This is a genomic window from Pseudomonas sp. LARHCG127 (assembly GCF_052871455.1).
Window position 1 is genome coordinate 43,751 of the sequence record NZ_JBIXJT010000016.1, and the last position, 16,620, is coordinate 60,370.

At 57.3% G+C, this 16,620-nt stretch carries 14 protein-coding genes and 1 other RNA gene; 14 read left to right on the forward strand and 1 reads right to left on the reverse strand.

What is annotated here, in order from left to right; all coding sequences use genetic code 11:
- Positions 1-76: 76 nt before the first annotated feature.
- The 7 genes from ACIPQ1_RS23795 (at position 77) to ACIPQ1_RS23825 (ending at position 8,208) form a co-directional block, all read left to right on the forward strand.
- Positions 77-901, forward strand: a complete 825-nt coding sequence (locus tag ACIPQ1_RS23795) for a (Fe-S)-binding protein (RefSeq protein ID WP_411386465.1) — start codon at positions 77-79, stop codon at positions 899-901.
- Positions 898-2,355, forward strand: coding sequence for a LutB/LldF family L-lactate oxidation iron-sulfur protein (locus tag ACIPQ1_RS23800; protein ID WP_411386464.1), 1,458 nt, complete (start codon positions 898-900; stop codon positions 2,353-2,355). The genes ACIPQ1_RS23795 and ACIPQ1_RS23800 overlap by 4 nt, the downstream gene beginning before the upstream one ends.
- Complete coding sequence (locus ACIPQ1_RS23805) at positions 2,352-3,023, forward strand: LutC/YkgG family protein (RefSeq protein ID WP_411386463.1); 672 nt, start codon at positions 2,352-2,354, stop codon at positions 3,021-3,023. Before ACIPQ1_RS23800 ends, ACIPQ1_RS23805 begins: the two co-directional genes overlap by 4 nt.
- On the forward strand, positions 3,020-5,887 hold the full coding sequence (locus tag ACIPQ1_RS23810) for an FAD-binding and (Fe-S)-binding domain-containing protein (protein ID WP_446534870.1): 2,868 nt from the start codon (positions 3,020-3,022) through the stop codon (positions 5,885-5,887). The genes ACIPQ1_RS23805 and ACIPQ1_RS23810 overlap by 4 nt, the downstream gene beginning before the upstream one ends.
- A 96-nt stretch (positions 5,888-5,983) precedes the next feature.
- Entirely contained in the window at positions 5,984-6,271 is a 288-nt protein-coding gene (locus tag ACIPQ1_RS23815) for a hypothetical protein (RefSeq protein ID WP_039592339.1), read from the forward strand.
- Positions 6,272-6,367: 96 nt separating this feature from the next.
- Positions 6,368-6,764, forward strand: a transfer-messenger RNA (tmRNA) gene (gene ssrA / locus ACIPQ1_RS23820).
- Positions 6,765-6,951: 187 nt separating this feature from the next.
- Positions 6,952-8,208: an integrase domain-containing protein gene (locus ACIPQ1_RS23825; RefSeq protein WP_446534871.1), complete on the forward strand. Its 1,257-nt coding sequence runs from the start codon at positions 6,952-6,954 to the stop codon at positions 8,206-8,208.
- Between the two features lie 464 nt (positions 8,209-8,672).
- On the opposite strand, the gene ACIPQ1_RS23830 is transcribed toward ACIPQ1_RS23825, so the two are convergent.
- Complete coding sequence (locus tag ACIPQ1_RS23830; RefSeq protein WP_446534872.1) at positions 8,673-9,377, reverse strand: hypothetical protein; 705 nt, start codon at positions 9,375-9,377, stop codon at positions 8,673-8,675.
- Between the two features lie 323 nt (positions 9,378-9,700).
- Between ACIPQ1_RS23830 and ACIPQ1_RS23835 the strand changes: the two genes are divergently transcribed.
- From ACIPQ1_RS23835 to ACIPQ1_RS23865, 7 genes are all read left to right on the forward strand, one after another.
- The gene (locus tag ACIPQ1_RS23835; RefSeq protein WP_446534873.1) at positions 9,701-10,150 is read left to right on the forward strand and encodes a hypothetical protein; all 450 of its coding nucleotides are present in this window, start codon (positions 9,701-9,703) and stop codon (positions 10,148-10,150) included.
- A 94-nt stretch (positions 10,151-10,244) separates the two neighbouring features.
- Positions 10,245-10,802, forward strand: coding sequence for a hypothetical protein (locus ACIPQ1_RS23840; RefSeq protein ID WP_446534874.1), 558 nt, complete (start codon positions 10,245-10,247; stop codon positions 10,800-10,802).
- A 163-nt stretch (positions 10,803-10,965) separates the two neighbouring features.
- Positions 10,966-12,255, forward strand: a complete 1,290-nt coding sequence (locus ACIPQ1_RS23845) for a HEPN/Toprim-associated domain-containing protein (RefSeq protein WP_446534875.1) — start codon at positions 10,966-10,968, stop codon at positions 12,253-12,255.
- A gap of 913 nt (positions 12,256-13,168) precedes the next feature.
- Entirely contained in the window at positions 13,169-14,569 is a 1,401-nt protein-coding gene (locus ACIPQ1_RS23850) for a YfjI family protein (protein ID WP_446534876.1), read from the forward strand.
- On the forward strand, positions 14,553-14,912 hold the full coding sequence (locus ACIPQ1_RS23855) for a hypothetical protein (protein WP_446534877.1): 360 nt from the start codon (positions 14,553-14,555) through the stop codon (positions 14,910-14,912). The genes ACIPQ1_RS23850 and ACIPQ1_RS23855 overlap by 17 nt, the downstream gene beginning before the upstream one ends.
- Entirely contained in the window at positions 14,890-15,870 is a 981-nt protein-coding gene (locus ACIPQ1_RS23860; protein WP_446534878.1) for an integrase domain-containing protein, read from the forward strand. Before ACIPQ1_RS23855 ends, ACIPQ1_RS23860 begins: the two co-directional genes overlap by 23 nt.
- Positions 15,867-16,160 carry a hypothetical protein gene (locus tag ACIPQ1_RS23865; protein ID WP_446534879.1) on the forward strand — a complete coding sequence of 98 codons (294 nt, stop codon included), beginning with the start codon at positions 15,867-15,869 and terminating at the stop codon, positions 16,158-16,160. Before ACIPQ1_RS23860 ends, ACIPQ1_RS23865 begins: the two co-directional genes overlap by 4 nt.
- The last annotated feature ends 460 nt before the right edge of the window (positions 16,161-16,620 follow it).

A 16,620-nucleotide genomic window follows, 5' to 3' on the forward strand; every position in this document is an offset into this window, starting at 1 on the left:
GGCTGCTGAAAGATTTCCTGGCTATATTCAGCAGCCTCAGCGGACGGATAACCGGGACCACCCGGAGACACGCCTGATGAGCGAGCTTTTCTACAACGCCGTACCGAACGCGACCCGTGTCGCCCCGCCCTTGCCCGAGCCTCGGCAGTACCCCAGCGAGAAACCGCGCCGGGTCTATCTGTTCGGCACATGCGTGGTGGACCTGTTCTATCCCGAAGCCGGAATGGATGCGATTCACCTGCTGGAGCGCGAAGGGATCCGGGTGGACTACCCGCAGGGGCAAAGTTGCTGTGGCCAACCGGCCTACACCTCGGGCTACACCGAGCAGGCGCGGACGGTGGCCCGGGCGCAACTGGCCTTGTTTGCCGAAGATTATCCGGTGGTGGTGCCCTCGGGCTCCTGTGCCGGCATGCTGCGCGAGCATTATGCCGACCTGTTCAAGGACGAGCCGGAAACGCTCAAGCAGGTCCAGGCCTTGGCGGCCCGGACCTATGAACTGGCCGAGTTCCTGCTGTTTGTCTGCAAGGTGCAGCTGAACGACAACGGCGAGCCGGTGAAGATCGCGCTGCATACGTCCTGCTCGGCACGGCGTGAAATGAATACCCACCTGCACGGTCGCGCGTTATTGGCGCAGCTGCGCAATGTGGAGCGAGTCGAACACAGCCACGAAAGCGAATGCTGTGGCTTTGGTGGGACGTTCAGCGTTCGCATGCCGGATATTTCCGGCGCGATGGTGGCCGACAAGACCCGAGCGCTGAAGGAATCCGGCGCGCACCAGGTCGTCAGCGCCGACTGCGGTTGCTTGATGAACATCAACGGCGCGCTGGAGAAGCAGCAGGAGGCGTTACGCGGCCAGCACCTGGCGAGTTTCCTGCGCCAGCGCATCGGAGGTGTCGCATGAGCACGCCGACGCTGATCCCGACCGTTGAGGTGCAGGAAGATTTTCGTGCCCGAGCCCACAAGGCCCTGGACGACACGCAACTGCGAAACAACTTTCGCAGTGCGATGGATTCACTGATGACCAAGCGGGCAACGTCCTTCAGCGATGCCCACGAAAGAGAACACCTGCGAGTGCTGGGCAATGCCGTCCGCGCCCGTGCGTTATCCAAGCTGCCCGACCTGCTCGAGCAACTTGAAACCAACCTGACCCGCAACGGTGTGAACGTGCACTGGGCGGAAACGGTGGACGAAGCCAACGGCATCGTCCTTTCGATCATCCGCGCTCACGAGGCGCGGCAAGTGATCAAGGGCAAATCGATGGTCAGCGAAGAGATGGAGATGAACCATTTCCTCAAGGCTCGGGACATTGAGTGTCTCGAATCCGACATGGGGGAGTACATCGTCCAGCTCGACCACGAGAAGCCTTCACACATCATTATGCCGGCGATCCACAAGAATGCCGGTCAGGTCGCGTCCTTGTTCCACGACAAACTCGGCGTGGAGTACACCAAGGACGTTGACCAACTCATTCAGATCGGCCGCAGGGTCCTGCGGCAGAAGTTCTTCGAGGCCGACGTCGGCGTCTCCGGCGTCAACTTCGCCGTCGCCGAAACCGGCACGCTGCTGCTGGTGGAAAACGAAGGCAACGGGCGGATGTCCACCACCGTGCCACCGGTGCACATTGCCGTGACCGGCATCGAAAAGGTTGTCGAGAACCTGCGTGATGTCGTGCCGCTGCTCTCGCTGCTGACCCGCTCCGCACTCGGCCAGCCCATCACGACCTACGTCAACATGATCTCCGGGCCACGCAAGGCCGATGAACTGGACGGCCCCCAGGAAGTCCACCTGGTCCTGCTGGACAACGGTCGCAGCCAGGCGTTTGCCGACAGTGAATTGCGCCAGACCCTGAACTGTATTCGCTGCGGCGCTTGTATGAATCATTGTCCGGTCTATACCCGAATCGGCGGCCATGCCTACGGTGAGGTTTACCCGGGGCCTATCGGAAAAATCATCACGCCACACATGGTCGGCCTGGCCAAGGTGCCCGACCACCCGAGCGCCTCTTCGCTGTGCGGTGCCTGCGGTGAAGTGTGCCCGGTGAAGATTCCGATCCCGGCACTGCTGCGGCGGCTGCGGGAAGAAAACGTCAAGGCGCCGGACAGCCCTAACCAAGTGATGCGCGGCCAGGGCAGCAAATACTCGCCCAAGGAACGGTTCATCTGGAATGCCTGGGCCTGGCTCAACAGCTCGCCGCGACTGTATCGGCTGTTCGGCTTCCTCGCCACGCGCCTGCGCGCCCTGACGCCTCGAAACGTCGGCCCGTGGACCCAGAACCACAGCGCCCCCAAACCCGCCGCCCGCTCATTGCATGACCTGGCCCGCGAACACCTGAACCAGCAGGGAGACCGCCGATGAGCGCCAAGGACAATATCCTCGCCAAGCTGCGTAAAAGCCTGACGGGCACCACGCCGGTTGCCGACAACTTCGATGTCGACCTGGTGACGCAGACCTATCGCTATGCGCCCGAGGAGCGTATCGCGCAATTGCGCAAGCTGATGGAGGCGGTGCACACCGAAATCCACCTGACCTCCGAGAAAGGCTGGCCGGCCCTGCTCGCGCAACTGCTGCGCGACCGTCAACTGCCGAGCCTGCTCATCGCGCCGACAACCGCACATGGGAAAAAAATCACACAGTTCTGGGCAAACAATCCGGACCTGCCAACCCTCAAGGCCTACGACCGCCCGGTGGAAGAATGGAAAGCCGAGCTGTTCAACGACACCCCGGCCAGCCTCACCGGAACCCTCGGGGCCATCGCTGCCACCGGTAGCCTGATTCTCTGGCCGACGCGGGAAGAGCCGCGACTGATGAGCCTGGTGCCACCGGTGCATTTCGCCCTGCTCAAGGCCAGCGAGATCCGCGACAACTTCTATGAAGTACAACAGGAATTCGAATGGGCCCAAGGCATGCCCACCAACGCCCTGCTGGTATCGGGCCCGTCGAAAACCGCCGACATCGAACAAGTCCTGGCCTATGGCGCCCATGGTCCGAAGGATCTGGTGGTTTTGATTCTGGAGGACCAATGACCCTTCCGACCTCTTTCCTACACGACGTTGAACGACTGATCCCGCAGAAACGCCGTTTCGACGACCCGCTGTCGACCTTGGCCTTCGGCACCGACGCCAGTTTCTATCGGCTGATTCCGAAACTGGTGGTACGCGTCGAATCCGAAGATGAAGTGATTGCCCTGCTGAAACTGGCCCAACGGGACCACGTCCCGGTCACGTTCCGCGCCGCCGGCACCAGCCTGTCCGGCCAAGCCATCAGCGACTCGGTGCTGATTGTGCTGGGGGATAACTGGAACGGACGCGAGATTCGCGAACAAGGGACGCAGATCCGTTTGCAGCCCGGCGTGATCGGCGCCCAGGCCAACGCCTGGCTGGCGCCGTTCGGGCGCAAGATCGGCCCGGATCCGGCCTCGATCAACGCCTGCAAAATCGGCGGCATCGTCGCCAACAACGCCAGCGGCATGTGCTGCGGCACGGCGCAGAACACCTATCACACCCTGGCCGGCATCCGCTTGGTCCTGGCCGATGGCACGCGCCTGGATACTGAAGACGACACAAGCGTGGCGGCTTTTCGTACAAGCCATGGCGACCTGCTGGAACGCCTGGCCACCCTTGGTCGCGAAACCCGCGCCAATACTGAGCTGGCAGCACGAATCCGGCATAAATACCGTCTGAAAAATACCACCGGCCTGTCACTCAATGCCCTGGTGGATTTTGACGAGCCTGTGGATATCTTGAGCCACCTGCTGGTGGGTTCCGAAGGCACCCTCGGTTTTATCAGTGCGGTGACCTACAACACCGTCATCGACCATCCGAACAAGGCTTCGGCCCTGATCGTATTCCCGGATGTGGAAACCTGCTGCAACGCCGTCACCGTACTGAAAAGCCAGCCGGTATCGGCCGTCGAACTGCTGGATCGCCGCAGCCTGCGCTCGGTGCAGGACAAACCGGGCATGCCGGATTTCGTGCAGCATCTGTCGATCAATGCCTGCGCCTTGCTGATCGAATCCCGCGCGGCTTCTTCGTCATTACTACAAGAACAGCTGGCCCGGATCATGGCCTCCCTGGCCGGTTTCCCGGTGGAAAAACAGGTCGACTTTACCGAAGACCCACGGGAAAACGCCCGACTCTGGGCGATCCGCAAAGACACCTTCCCCGCCGTGGGCGCGGTCCGCAAAACCGGGACCACGGTCATCATCGAAGACGTGACCTTTCCAGTGGAGCAACTGGCCATCGGCGTCAACCGTCTGATCGAGCTGTTCGACAAACATCACTACGACGAAGCGATCCTTTTCGGACACGCGCTGGAAGGCAATCTGCACTTCGTCTTCACCCAAGGCTTCAACAGCGCCGAAGAAGTCGCACGCTACCAGGCGTTCATGGATGACGTGGCGCAGTTGGTGGCGGTGGAATTCGGCGGCTCGCTCAAAGCCGAACACGGCACCGGGCGCAACATGGCGCCGTTCGTCGAGCTGGAATGGGGCAGCGATGCCTACCAATTGATGTGGCAGCTCAAACGCCTGCTCGACCCTAACGGCATTCTCAACCCGGACGTGGTGCTCAGCGAAGATCCGCAGATTCATCTCAAGCACCTCAAACCACTGCCGGCAGCCGATGAGATTGTGGACAAGTGCATCGAGTGCGGTTTTTGCGAACCGGTCTGTCCTTCCAAGGACCTGACCTTGAGCCCGCGCCAGCGCATCGTGATCTGGCGCGATATCCAAGCGAAGAAACGCGCCGGCACCGACACCACCGAACTGGAACGTGCCTACCAATACCAGGGCATCGACACCTGCGCCGCCACGGGTCTGTGTGCACAACGTTGTCCGGTAGGCATCAATACCGGCGAGCTGGTGAAAAAGCTGCGCAGCCGCGACGCGACGCGAACGAAAACTGCCAACTGGATTGAAGGAAATTTCGCTATCACACTGCAAGGCGCGCGCTTCGCCCTGCACGTCGCCAACGGCGCACGCATGCTGCTGGGCGCGCCCCGACTGGCGAAACTGTCGGCCTCGTTGACACGCCTGTCCAAGGGCCAGGTGCCACAGTGGACCCACGCCATGCCCCAGCCGGAAAAGGCCATTCGTTTCAGCCCCGCCGTCTCGGACGAACGTCCGAGGGTGGTGTACCTGGCGGCGTGCGTGTCGCGAGTCATGGGCCCGGCGGCGGGAGACAACGAGCAAATGTCGCTGTACGACAAGACTCGCGGCCTACTGGAAAAGGCCGGTTATCAGGTAGTCTTTCCCGACAATGTAAACAGTCTCTGCTGCGGCCAACCCTTTGCTTCAAAAGGCTACACCGAGCAGGCCGAACACAAGCGCCAGGAACTGATCGGCGCCTTGCTGCACGCCAGTCGCGGCGGGCTCGACCCGATCTACTGCGACACCAGCCCTTGCACGCTACGGCTGGTCCAGGACCTGGGTGACGTGCGCCTGGACCTGTATGACCCGGTGCGTTTCATCCGTACTCACTTGATGGACCGTCTCGATTTCACCCCCCAGGAGGCGCCCATCGCGGTGCACATCACGTGCAGTACCCAGCATCTCGGCGAAAGCCAGGCGCTGATCGACCTGGCGCGCCAGTGCAGCAAACGAGTGGTGATTCCGGAAGGTATCCATTGCTGTGGTTTTGCCGGCGACAAGGGCTTTACCACCCCCGAACTCAACGCCCATTCGCTGCGAAGCCTCAAGGACGCGGTGCAATATTGCACCGAGGGCATTTCCACCAGCCGCACGTGTGAGATTGGTCTGACGCATCATGGGGAAATCGACTACCACGGCTTGGTCTATCTGGTTGACCGTGTCACCCGCCCCAAGCCCGCCAACGGTGAAGGCCTTGCGATAGGGCTCGAAGAAAAATCGAATTCCTGCGCTTCGCTGTAGTCACTTGAATAGGCCCGGCTTCGCTGGGCCACCTACTGACTCGGCCCGGCCGCGACTGTCCAGCGGCACCGAGACCCTACGTTCAAGGAGATACACATGAAGCGCACCGCACTTGCTGGCTTGTTCATTTCCGCTGCGATGTTGGCCTCTCCGGTGTTTGCAGGAAGCCAGGATGACCTTTGCAAAATCAACCTGCAAAAGATCAGCGACGCCAAAGTCAGCACCGAGCAAATGAGCGAAGGTCTAAAGACCGACATCGACGCCACCGTCGGACAAGCCAAGGCTGAGCACGCCAAAGGCACCAAAGAAGGCACCGAAAATTGCATCTCGTTGACCAATCAGGCCATCCAGAAGCTGCAGAACAACGCCAAAGGCGACCAGTAGCCTCACCGCAGGCCAACCTTCGGGTTGGCCTCGGACATGGATTGGCGTACACTGCACATGCCTGCCGCTCCAACAGACTCACGGAGCGACAGGTTCGGGGCCGTTTAGGATTCGACGCCGGTTGCGAAACTTTAGGTGCATGCCGAGTTGGTAACAGAACTCGTAAATCCACTGTTGCAACTTCTATAGTTGCCAATGACGAAAACTACGGCCAGGAATTCGCTATCGCTGCGTAAGCAGCCTTAGATCCTGAGCTTCTGGTACCTTCGGGTCCAGCAATCACGAGGGGATGTCCGTAAACCCAAAGTGATTGTCATATAGAACGGAATCGCCGTGCAGTACGTTGTGGACGAATCGGCTAAAACTTACACAACTCGCCCAAAGCACCCTGCCCGTCGGGTCGCTGAGGGTTAACTTAATAGACACGGCTACGCATGTAGTACCGACAGCGGAGTACTGGCGGACGGGGGTTCAAATCCCCCCGGCTCCACCACTTCATCATCTAAAGACGTCCACGGACGTCTTTTTTTGTGCCTGAGATCCAGTAAATACGCGGCCTCCAGCGCTTTTGCGGTCTTCTGAGATTTTTTGAGTTCCAGCCATTCGGGTATTCCAAACGGTATTCCAACCCATTCGGTGCTAACCTTTGGAATACCAAATCAGTGCCTGAGGAAAATCTCATGCCTGCTCCAGCCCTCCGCCTCTCTGATCGACAGCTCAAGGGAGTCAAACCCGCGTCCAAGGATTACGTCCTCACCGACGGTGACGGTTTGCAACTCCGTGTACGCAGCAACGGCTCGTTGCTGTGGAATTTCAATTACCGTGAACCGGTGACCAAGAACCGCATCAACATGGGCTTGGGCACCTACCCAGAGCTCTCGCTGGCGAACGCCCGAAAGATGGCGGTAGAAGCACGCGAGCTGCTCGCCCAAGGCATCGATCCGAAGGTGCAGCGCGATACGCTGAATGAGGCCAAGCGCGCAGAAACGGATCACACCTTCGAGAACGTGGCCACCGCCTGGTTCGAGCTGAAGAAGGACTCGGTCACGCCGGCGTACGCCGAAGACATTTGGCGCTCGCTCACGCTGCATGTATTTCCAGACCTGAAAACAACGCCGCTCTCAAAAATCAGCGCACCGATGGTCATCGAACTGCTTCGCCCAATCGAGGCCAAAGGCAGCCTCGAGACAGTGAAGCGATTGAGCCAACGGCTCAACGAGATCATGACCTACGGGGTCAATTCAGGACTGATCTTTGCGAACCCCCTCAGTGGCATTCGCGCAGTATTCAAGAAACCCAAGAAACAGAACATGGCAGCGCTACGACCCGATGAGCTTTCCGAGCTCATGATCGAAATCGCAAACGCCAGCATCAAGCGGATCACCCGCTGCCTGATCGAATGGCAACTGCACACCATGACCCGTCCTGCCGAGGCCGCGACCACTCGCTGGGCAGACATCGACTTTGAGAGACGTGTGTGGACCATCCCTCCGGAGCGGATGAAGAAGCGCCGCCCACACAGCATCCCGCTGACCGAACAGGCACTCGCGTTACTGGAGACGCTCAAGCCCCACAGCGGCCATAGGGAATACGTGTTCCCGGCAGATAGAAATCCGCGCACCCACGCCAACAGCCAGAGCGCCAACATGGCGTTGAAACGCATGGGCTTCCAGGACCGGTTGGTCAGCCACGGCATGCGTTCCATGGCCAGCACCATCCTGAACGAGCATGGGTGGGATCCGGAGCTGATCGAAGTCGCGCTGGCGCATGTCGACAAGGACGAAGTCCGGAGTGCCTACAACCGAGCGGACTACATTGAACGCCGGAGACCGATGATGGCTTGGTGGAGTGAGCACATCCAGAAAGCGGCCACTGGTAGCCTGTCGGTAGCTGCCATCAATGACGCCAGGAACCGCAATGTCGTGCCGATACGGTGAGCGCTCACAGGACGCCGCCAGTAACCGAAAATGACTCCCCAGATAGAATGATGGTTGATTTGGCGACAGCGGCGACACCGGCGACAACCCGTGTAATACCTGGCCTGCAGCATGGCGACAGAAGTGGCGACTGTCGCCGTTGCAAGCCTCCCTCTTGGGGCTTTCTCGGCCAAGCCCACGCGAGCGGGAAGGCTCCGCATTCCCACTCGCATGGGCTCTGCGTAATTACATCTCACTTGACCACCTAATTGCATTGCCACTGACCAGTCATCTGCATTCGCGCTGACCAGCCGTTTGCAGTTGATGGGTGTCAGCGGGTGCCACTCAGCGCGAGTGCGTCAGCCAAGCACTGAAGGACTGCAACCGACCCCATATAGCTGCCGTTGATTAAATGCCGAAATCGGCCAGAAGCGGACGATGGGTAGGTTGGTTGAAAGTCGTAGTTTCGGCTTTCAACCGGCTGGCTAAACGTCTTTAGACGATGATTTTGTTGCCTCCAACATGGCATCGTTTTGCTCAATCCAACGCTCCAAAGCTTCAAAGGCATCGGGCCATTCATGGTTGTACTCAGTATCAAAAATCACCATGCACGCGCTCATGGCTTCTAGATGGTGATTGCCATAGAGCACCTCCCAGCGATTCTGGAAGTTGGTGGTGTGGCTCTGCCTATCTGACTCAGAGTATCCAAACAGCATCCCCTCAAAGTTGGGATGCGCGCCTTCCGAAAGCGCTGCGTACCATTGCTCCAGTCCTGGATAGCGCTTGTCCGCTTTACTGAGCACCGTGAGGATGTTTATGGACTCGTACGACGTGCTCTTGTCGCGCGAACCCAGTAAAAGCTTTGTGGTTCTTTCGGAGAATTCATGAAAGTCTTTTGTGCCGGCGACTACTTGGCGTGTGGCTTGGTTCAAATGAATTAGGACAGCGGCCGTTTCGAATGCACTACGCAGTAGAATGCGCGCACCAAGCAGTTGAGATGCCATATACAACGTATGCGACTGCTCAAGCAGGTCCTGTATGCGCCATGCAACTGACTCGCGGAGTAGCAGCCCACGCCAGGGGGCCTTCCATTTGTGCGCGATGTTGCTCCTTGTGAATAAGCCACCAACGTCGACCTCTCGGCAAAGAGAGGTCTTCCAAGCGGATAGCGTTGTAGCAATGTCTTGCATAGGGACACCTCTCGTTGGAACACCACCGCCTCAAAGGCTCGGCTGCGCTGGAAATGGAGAAGAGATTATTTTCTACGATTTTACCGTCCGCACGGGGTCGACTGCAGCCCGTCGCCATCGGCGGCACTCAGCCAGAAGTGGGCGTTCGATTCCGAGCAGCCACCAACCAAAAGCGGCCAGTTCACATGGCGGGGGCCGTGGTTTGATTGATGTTTTACCTCGCTGGCTCTAGCCTCGGGCTCACCTGAGCCCATGCCCGCAAACTGTGCTGCCTATGTCCCTCAGCTTAATCGTTTGGCGTAAAAGAACGGAGCCCCGCAAGCATGAATCTTACTAGCTCGTCGCAAGCTCAAAAAAAACTCGCCAGCGTCTTTGACATCGATATCACCAATGACACATTCGATGTAGCCGCTGCACGCCTCTTGGATGAAGTAGCTACTGCCATCGGTCATGAGCCTGCTGAGCCTTCCAGCGACCGTCAAAGAGCCTTTGCTGCCTCTCTGGACCAAGATGTTACCGAGGACACCAAGCGCGTTGCCAGTGCCAAGATCGGCGAAGCACTTTTCGTAAGAAACCAAGAGGCGATTTCCAACCTAGGCCTCAAGCCCGGAGATCAAGTTATCCGCTTGACACAGTTCGAATACGACGGAGAATTATGCTCCTTCGAACAAATATTCGTGATCTCATCCATCCAGTCCAACGGCCGTGTTTTCTTCAAGGGTGGCAATGGCCAAGGCGCTTGGCCGACACAATTAAGAAAGCTGGCAAACTAACGGTTTTGTAAACAAAAATAGTCATAGGCAAGCTGTTGCCTTTCTATTTTGGTGTGCGTCCGTTAATTAATTTAAATACATGGAGCAATGGAAAATGGCGTATCAAGACGAACTAATGGAAGCAATCGCCAGAGCAAAAAGGCTCGGACTTCAGACGCCTGAATTCCAACCTAAGGAGGGAAGGCTGCTCAACCAGAAGGTTCATCAAGACATTCCTTATATCGTCAGGGACGCACTGGGCGACGCATCTGTAGAACAAGTCGCATCTCAATGTCTTTCATACCATATGAAATTGCTGCCCATTCTTAGCGATTACTTTAATGAGGAAATAACTTACACTATCGGCCATGTATTCATGGGCGATAGCACGCTCTTCATGCAAACGGAAGAGCAGATGATCGCCCTAATTAAAAGTGGGATAAATACACCTAAACTTCAAATTCATGCTTGGCTAACCCTGCCTACCTGCGAAATAATGGATTTCACTCTTCCTACTACTTATGCCGTCGTAAACAAAACTAAGGAGGGCCTCGGTTCGGTTTTAACAGGACATGCCGATCACCTTCTCAATGGTCTCCGCTACCACCCAATGCTTTTGGGCGAGGACTATTTGAGAAGGATTGGAGCTCTCTTGGAATTTTATGCAATCTAAGCTTAAAAGCGATCCTAGACTGAGATAAATACAGTAATATGTCGATAACTGCTTCGGATGACGGACAGTTATCGGCCAATTTAAGCTCTTCGACCATAGACGATTCCGGTCAGCGATAAAACTACCAATTAATTAAAACCTCAAACTATGCGAGGAGAAATCTATGGGTACAGTAATTGAACTAAAAGTGGCAGGCTTATCGATTAGCTATTCGAAGAATTCTATGGGTATAGATCATGGGGTTCTTTTTCAAGTAGAAGACAGGCAAAGACGGCTTTCGGACCAAATCGACTATGAATACTATGAGCAAAATCCAGAAGACGATTTGTCGGATCACGAAGCCGCATTTGTTCGCCCGCTATCTCGGGTTTTACCAAGGCTGAATCTGCTTGGGTTCACACTGAATGCGGCGCGGGCGGAATATGAAGAGCTAGTACGTCAAGAACTAGAATTAAGAGGTGACCCAGACCCAGAGGAAGATGTACCAGTTTTTCTGTCATTCGATGAGTACTGCATATTTGTATGTCAATACCCGTTATCCTCATTGGATGACACATTTATAGAGTTCGACTCGGATAATAGGTATGACTTGGTAAAAGGGAGGTTTGGCTCAATGGAAGATGTAATCTCCCGCATCCCAAAGACTGAATATTCTGATTCATATTGGTCCGAGCAAAGCTATTTTTGTTCCGTAGCTTGCGTTCTAAATTCCTATTCGATGCTTCAAGTCTTTGCTCAAAGCCCTTCGAACGCAGACGCGGAGGTTATGTGGCAATATGGTCCCATAGTCGATGCAGGATGGGTAGCGTTGGAAGACTTCAACCCCATGGTGAGACGGGGTCAGACAATCTTAATTGTGACCGAGGGAAGCTCAGACGCACGCATCATTAAACATGCTTTGAATCTGCTTTGTGCCGACGTGGCGGACTTCTTTCGCTTTGTAGATTTAGAGGGTGCTCATCCATTTTGGGGAACTGGAAACCTTGTGAAATTTGCTGAGGGTTTGCTACGAATTGATGTGCATAACCAAATCATTTTCGTGCTGGATAACGATGCGGAAGGGCTGGATGCATTTCAGCGTCTAAGCAAGCTATCCCTGCCTGTGAACATGCGTGCGATGATGCTTCCAGACATGGATAACTTTCGTCAGTTTCCTGCGCGAGGCCCTGAGGGAGTTGTTAATTGTGATATCAATGGCCGAGCCGTCGCGATTGAATGCTATTTGGATCTTGATCTTCCTGGCTACGCGCAAGCTCATGTGCAGTGGAGCAATTACAAAAAAGAAGTAGGTGCTTGGCAGGGAGCATTAGAACACAAGGAAACATACATGCGACGCTTTCTTGCGGAAACTAAAGAGAGTCTTGAAAACGGAAGGTATGATGTATCAAAGCTGAAAGTAGTCCTCAAAGCGCTTATATCAGAAGCGACTATCTTGATCGGTGGACAGAATTGAAGTGAGTGGCCGATTGCAGCCTGTCGCGGAGGGCAGCAATTGGCCGTTCTCCGCCGGTCGTCACTACGGCGTGTGCTGGTCAAGTCCATGCAATTACGCAGGCTCACATTAAAGACCGACGAACGACCACCCGGCCATAGAAAACCACCGGCCTCCAAGGTTTTCCAGCGCTACCAATTGGCGCAACAGCGCCCCCAAAAACTGTTGACCGCGAGCAGAACGAGCGCTAAACCAGAACCGTGCAAACGCTGTCCTCGACAGCACCCAGGTAGCCAGAACCTTTGAGGCTACGCCACATCGTGGTGGTTTTCCCCAAGTGCGATTAGCGTCCGGCGGCTCGCACGGTCACAGCGATGTGATGGATGCCACTTCTTCCAGAATGCCCACTGCGGCAACTCATGCCCCCTCCTGGCTGCTCTGCAGCAACTTATCTGCGTGGCCATTTCTTGCGCCAACCTTTTGCCCGTCTCTTTACCCCCTAAAGAGACGGGCGCATCTCACACTGCTGCAGCCCCGCTCGCATGGGGCTTTGCGGCTTTCCCCCTCGTGACAATCGGCGTGACAAACACCGAAAAGTCACCAACAACAGCGATGCCGATGATGGTGCCGCAGCCCACGGAATGGACTGCACCTGACTGACAGTCAGGCATGCCCCAGTCATCGCATCACTGCCTTCACCCGACTCAGGATCTCGCGACACCGGCCTCGTCAGCCAGTGCAGCCTCCACCCGCCCACCGCTATTGGTGTTCAGGAGGCCAGATCATGAGATGCCCAAGCTCCCGGCCGTAAGGAGCCGTCAGTCCCGCGTTAGTGGACAAACCTCACAGGTCGCAGGGGCCTTGATCCCTGATACCACTCAACAACCGTGGCGGGATGAGTGAGGACGACGTCGATAATCTCAGGAGAATAGCGATGCAACTGTGCGAAGCGTTCGAGCCACCACAACCGTTGCTGGAATACCAACAGGCGCCACTGCCCTACCCGGTCGAAGCACTCGGGGAATTGTTGGGCCCTGCGGTCGAAAGACTGGCCGAGGTGATCGGTGTGCCATGCGCCATGGCCGCACAATCAGTGCTGGCCAGCGCTGCTCTGGTGAGCCAGGGTCATGCCAATGTCCAACTCGACGGCCGAACCTATCCGCTGTCCCTCTACCTACTGACGGTGGCGTCCTCGGGGGATCGCAAAAGCGCGGTGGATCACCTGGCATTAAGGGCGGCGCGCGACTGGGAGCGACAGCAGTGGACCCTTTATGCGGAAAAGCTCAAAGCCTATCGCGCCGCTACCAGCATCATGGCCAAACCCACAACCGCAAAGAAACACGCGGAGGCGAAAGGCGCTGAGCTGTCCGAGCCGGTACCACCGAGACTGATCATTGCCGAGCCCACCATTGAGGCCTTGGTCAAAAGTCTGTGCCAGGGCTTGCCCAGCATGGGCTTGTTCAATGATGAAGGCGGCCAGTTCTTGGGCAGCAGCACCATGAGCAAAGAGAACCTGCTCAAGGCGATCACCACCTTGTCGACACTGTGGGATGGCAGCCCGATCGACCGGGCGCGCTCCATGGCCGGAGAAAGCCTGCGTGCCTATGACCGCCGCCTCAGCCTGCACCTGATGCTGCAACCCTACCTGGCCAATCAGCTGTTCAAAGACCCGGTGATCAATGGCCAAGGCATCCTCGGCCGTTGCCTGGTCAGTTGGCCCGAGCGCCTGGCCGGCCAGCGGCTCTACAAGGCGATTGACCTGAGCCGGGATGCCAAAGTCCAGCGCTACCAACAGCGGATCACCACCCTACTGCAAAAGCCCTGGTCACTTCACCAGGGGGGGTCACTCAATCCCGCCACGCTGGAGCTGACTGCCCGTGCCCGTCGTGCCTGGATTGATATTCACGACACCATCGAATGTCAGTCTGGCGAGTTCGGCGAGCTGGCCGGCGTCCAGCCTGTCGCAGGCAAGGCGGCGGCGAATGTACTGCGTATCGCGGGCGTGCTAGCCATGGTTGAAGAGGCCAGTGCGTTGGACGAAGGACACATCCAGCGCGCCTCCACATTGATGGATTACTACCTGGCCGAGATCCAGCGACTGACCGAACAGGCGCCGGTCAATAGCCGATGCGAAGAGGCGGATCGATTGCTGCGCTGGCTGGTGCAGAAAGGCTGGACCCACTTCAGCGTCCGCGACGTCAATCGCAACGGCCCTCGTTTTGCCCGCAAGAGCGCTGACCATACCGCCTCTTTATTGGTCGTGCTGATCACTCATCGCTGGCTGAGCAGTCGCGACGGAAAAACTTTCGAGGTCCGCCATGTTTCGCCTCAATGACGCGGTGCGCCGCTACCAGGCGCAACATCAACCACAGCCAGAATCGCGGCGTGTCGCCGCCGCTGTCGCCACCCTGTCGCCACGCGCCAGGCCAGAAACGACGCGGGTTGTCGCCACTGTCGCCGCTGTCGCCACACACCCCCTAGATCCTGCCAACCTAGCCCGGCTGATCGAGCAACTGCGTGAGGAAGGGGCGCTGCTACAACACCAGGAGAACGCCCTCCTGATCCGCCCGACACATTGGCAGCAGATGGACAGGCTCAGCCCCCACTGGAAAGCCTTGCTGCTCTTTCTGCAAACAAACGAACACGGTGATGACGATGGCTCTGATCAGTCGGCGTGAGGGTCGCAACTTTGGCTATGGCCGCCAGCTGAGCTACGCGGGCCCACAAGCGCTAAAGGATTTGTTTGCCGGCGGCCACTTCGCCACGGTTAAAGCGCATAGCGATCGCTGGCAGGCGTTCGTGCGCTGGTGTCGGTCAGAGGACGGCCCCGGTTACAACGATGCGCGCCAGATCGATAGACAGACGCTACAAGACTACGCCGCGTATCTGCGCCAGCAGATCCAGCAAGGTGAACTCTGCATCGCCACCGCGCAGAACCGCCTGAGCAGCGTCAACCGCACCCTCGCCGCGCTGCGCGGTGATCAGGATGTGAGGATCGCCAGCCCAAGTCAGGCGTTAGGACTGCGGCGCTCGAGCGTACGCACCCGTGCGCCGGATGGCCAAGACCACCAACAGGTGCGGCGAGTACTCCAGGCGCTAGGCGAACAGCAACACGAGCGGGTGGCCGCGATTGTCCTGTTGGCCCGAACAACCGGTATGCGCCTGCGCGAAGCGATCCTGGCTGACCTGCCACGACTGCACCGTGAGGCCGAGCGCCTTGGCCGCATCAACATCCAGGACGGTACCAAAGGCGGCCGCTCAGGGGCATCCGCACCGCGATGGCTTGTGGCAAATGACGAGGTGAAGGCGGCGCTGCAGCTGGCTCGTCATGCGTCGCCGCCCCGCAGCCGCAACTTGCTGGCCCGAGACGAAAGCTACGCAGCGTTCCTGCAACAGACCGTGCTCCTCGCCCGCGAAACGCTACATGAACACGGACTGAAGGGTTTCCATGAACTGCGAGCGGCCTACGCCTGCGAGCGTTACGAACAGCTCACTGGCCAAGCGGCACCAGTCAATGGTGGGCACTTTTATCACATTGACCACGACCTTGATCAACAGGCGCGGCAACAGATCAGCGTTGAACTTGGGCATAACCGGATCGATGTGGTTTCGGCCTACATTGGAGGTAGAACGTGACCAAGCCCTTTGATATGGCGCTGTTCCTGAGTGGCGTACTGACTGGTTCGAAGGTCACGCAGCAACGACACCTACATCAAGCTCGGATCATGCAAGCGGCCATCCAACAGCGATGGCAACGCGATAATCCCTGGACCTGGCAGCTCAAGCATGTGCGCTGGTTTCTCACTCAGTACCTGAAAGACCATTCCGACGCCACCCGGTATTATTATCGACTCACCGCCCTACTGATCTGGAAGCGATTAGAGAGCGACCTAGAATTGCTGATCGCACGCTCGAGTCGTGGGTAGGCAGCAAACCGGGGGCAATTCACTGTTTATCTCTCGACAGTCATAAAAAGCGATTGATGTAGCCAATTAACCTAGCCGACTTGATCGCAGTACGTCAGGACTAAGTAGGTTTGATTGAGATGCTATGGACGTGCAGCGCCACTTTCAACGGAGAGCAGCGCTGCTCAGCGAGCTATCGAGAGGAAAACTCATAATGCTTTGTTATTCGTCTGGGCAGCGACTATTTGCAATCGGACAATTGCGTTACCCCAATCTCGGGATGGCATACGATAAGATGCCGGGATACATAAGGAGCTTGTGATGAACAGGAGGTTTTTTCCCGGCCTAGATGCCTACAGGACTTTTGTCACTCATCTGTTCCAGACATCTGGTTGCCCCGTTCAGGAGTGGGAGCCGAGAGAGGAGACCGTCGCCAAGAACCACATTGGTGTGCGGTGTAAGGTCCAGACAGTCAAGAAAA

Bases quoted from the DNA above. Each gene is read 5' to 3' on its own strand.
- ACIPQ1_RS23825 (WP_446534871.1), top strand. From the start codon at position 6,952: ATGCCTGCTCCAGCCCTCCGCCTCTCTGATCGACAGCTCAAGGGAGTC.
- ACIPQ1_RS23830 (WP_446534872.1), bottom strand. From the start codon at position 9,377: ATGCAAGACATTGCTACAACGCTATCCGCTTGGAAGACCTCTCTTTGC.
- ACIPQ1_RS23810 (WP_446534870.1), top strand. From the start codon at position 3,020: ATGACCCTTCCGACCTCTTTCCTACACGACGTTGAACGACTGATCCCG.
- ACIPQ1_RS23860 (WP_446534878.1), top strand. From the start codon at position 14,890: ATGGCTCTGATCAGTCGGCGTGAGGGTCGCAACTTTGGCTATGGCCGC.
- ACIPQ1_RS23800 (WP_411386464.1), top strand. From the start codon at position 898: ATGAGCACGCCGACGCTGATCCCGACCGTTGAGGTGCAGGAAGATTTT.
- ACIPQ1_RS23855 (WP_446534877.1), top strand. From the start codon at position 14,553: ATGTTTCGCCTCAATGACGCGGTGCGCCGCTACCAGGCGCAACATCAA.
- ACIPQ1_RS23835 (WP_446534873.1), top strand. From the start codon at position 9,701: ATGAATCTTACTAGCTCGTCGCAAGCTCAAAAAAAACTCGCCAGCGTC.
- ACIPQ1_RS23795 (WP_411386465.1), top strand. From the start codon at position 77: ATGAGCGAGCTTTTCTACAACGCCGTACCGAACGCGACCCGTGTCGCC.
- ACIPQ1_RS23815 (WP_039592339.1), top strand. From the start codon at position 5,984: ATGAAGCGCACCGCACTTGCTGGCTTGTTCATTTCCGCTGCGATGTTG.
- ACIPQ1_RS23845 (WP_446534875.1), top strand. From the start codon at position 10,966: ATGGGTACAGTAATTGAACTAAAAGTGGCAGGCTTATCGATTAGCTAT.
- ACIPQ1_RS23805 (WP_411386463.1), top strand. From the start codon at position 2,352: ATGAGCGCCAAGGACAATATCCTCGCCAAGCTGCGTAAAAGCCTGACG.
- ACIPQ1_RS23840 (WP_446534874.1), top strand. From the start codon at position 10,245: ATGGCGTATCAAGACGAACTAATGGAAGCAATCGCCAGAGCAAAAAGG.
- ACIPQ1_RS23850 (WP_446534876.1), top strand. From the start codon at position 13,169: ATGCAACTGTGCGAAGCGTTCGAGCCACCACAACCGTTGCTGGAATAC.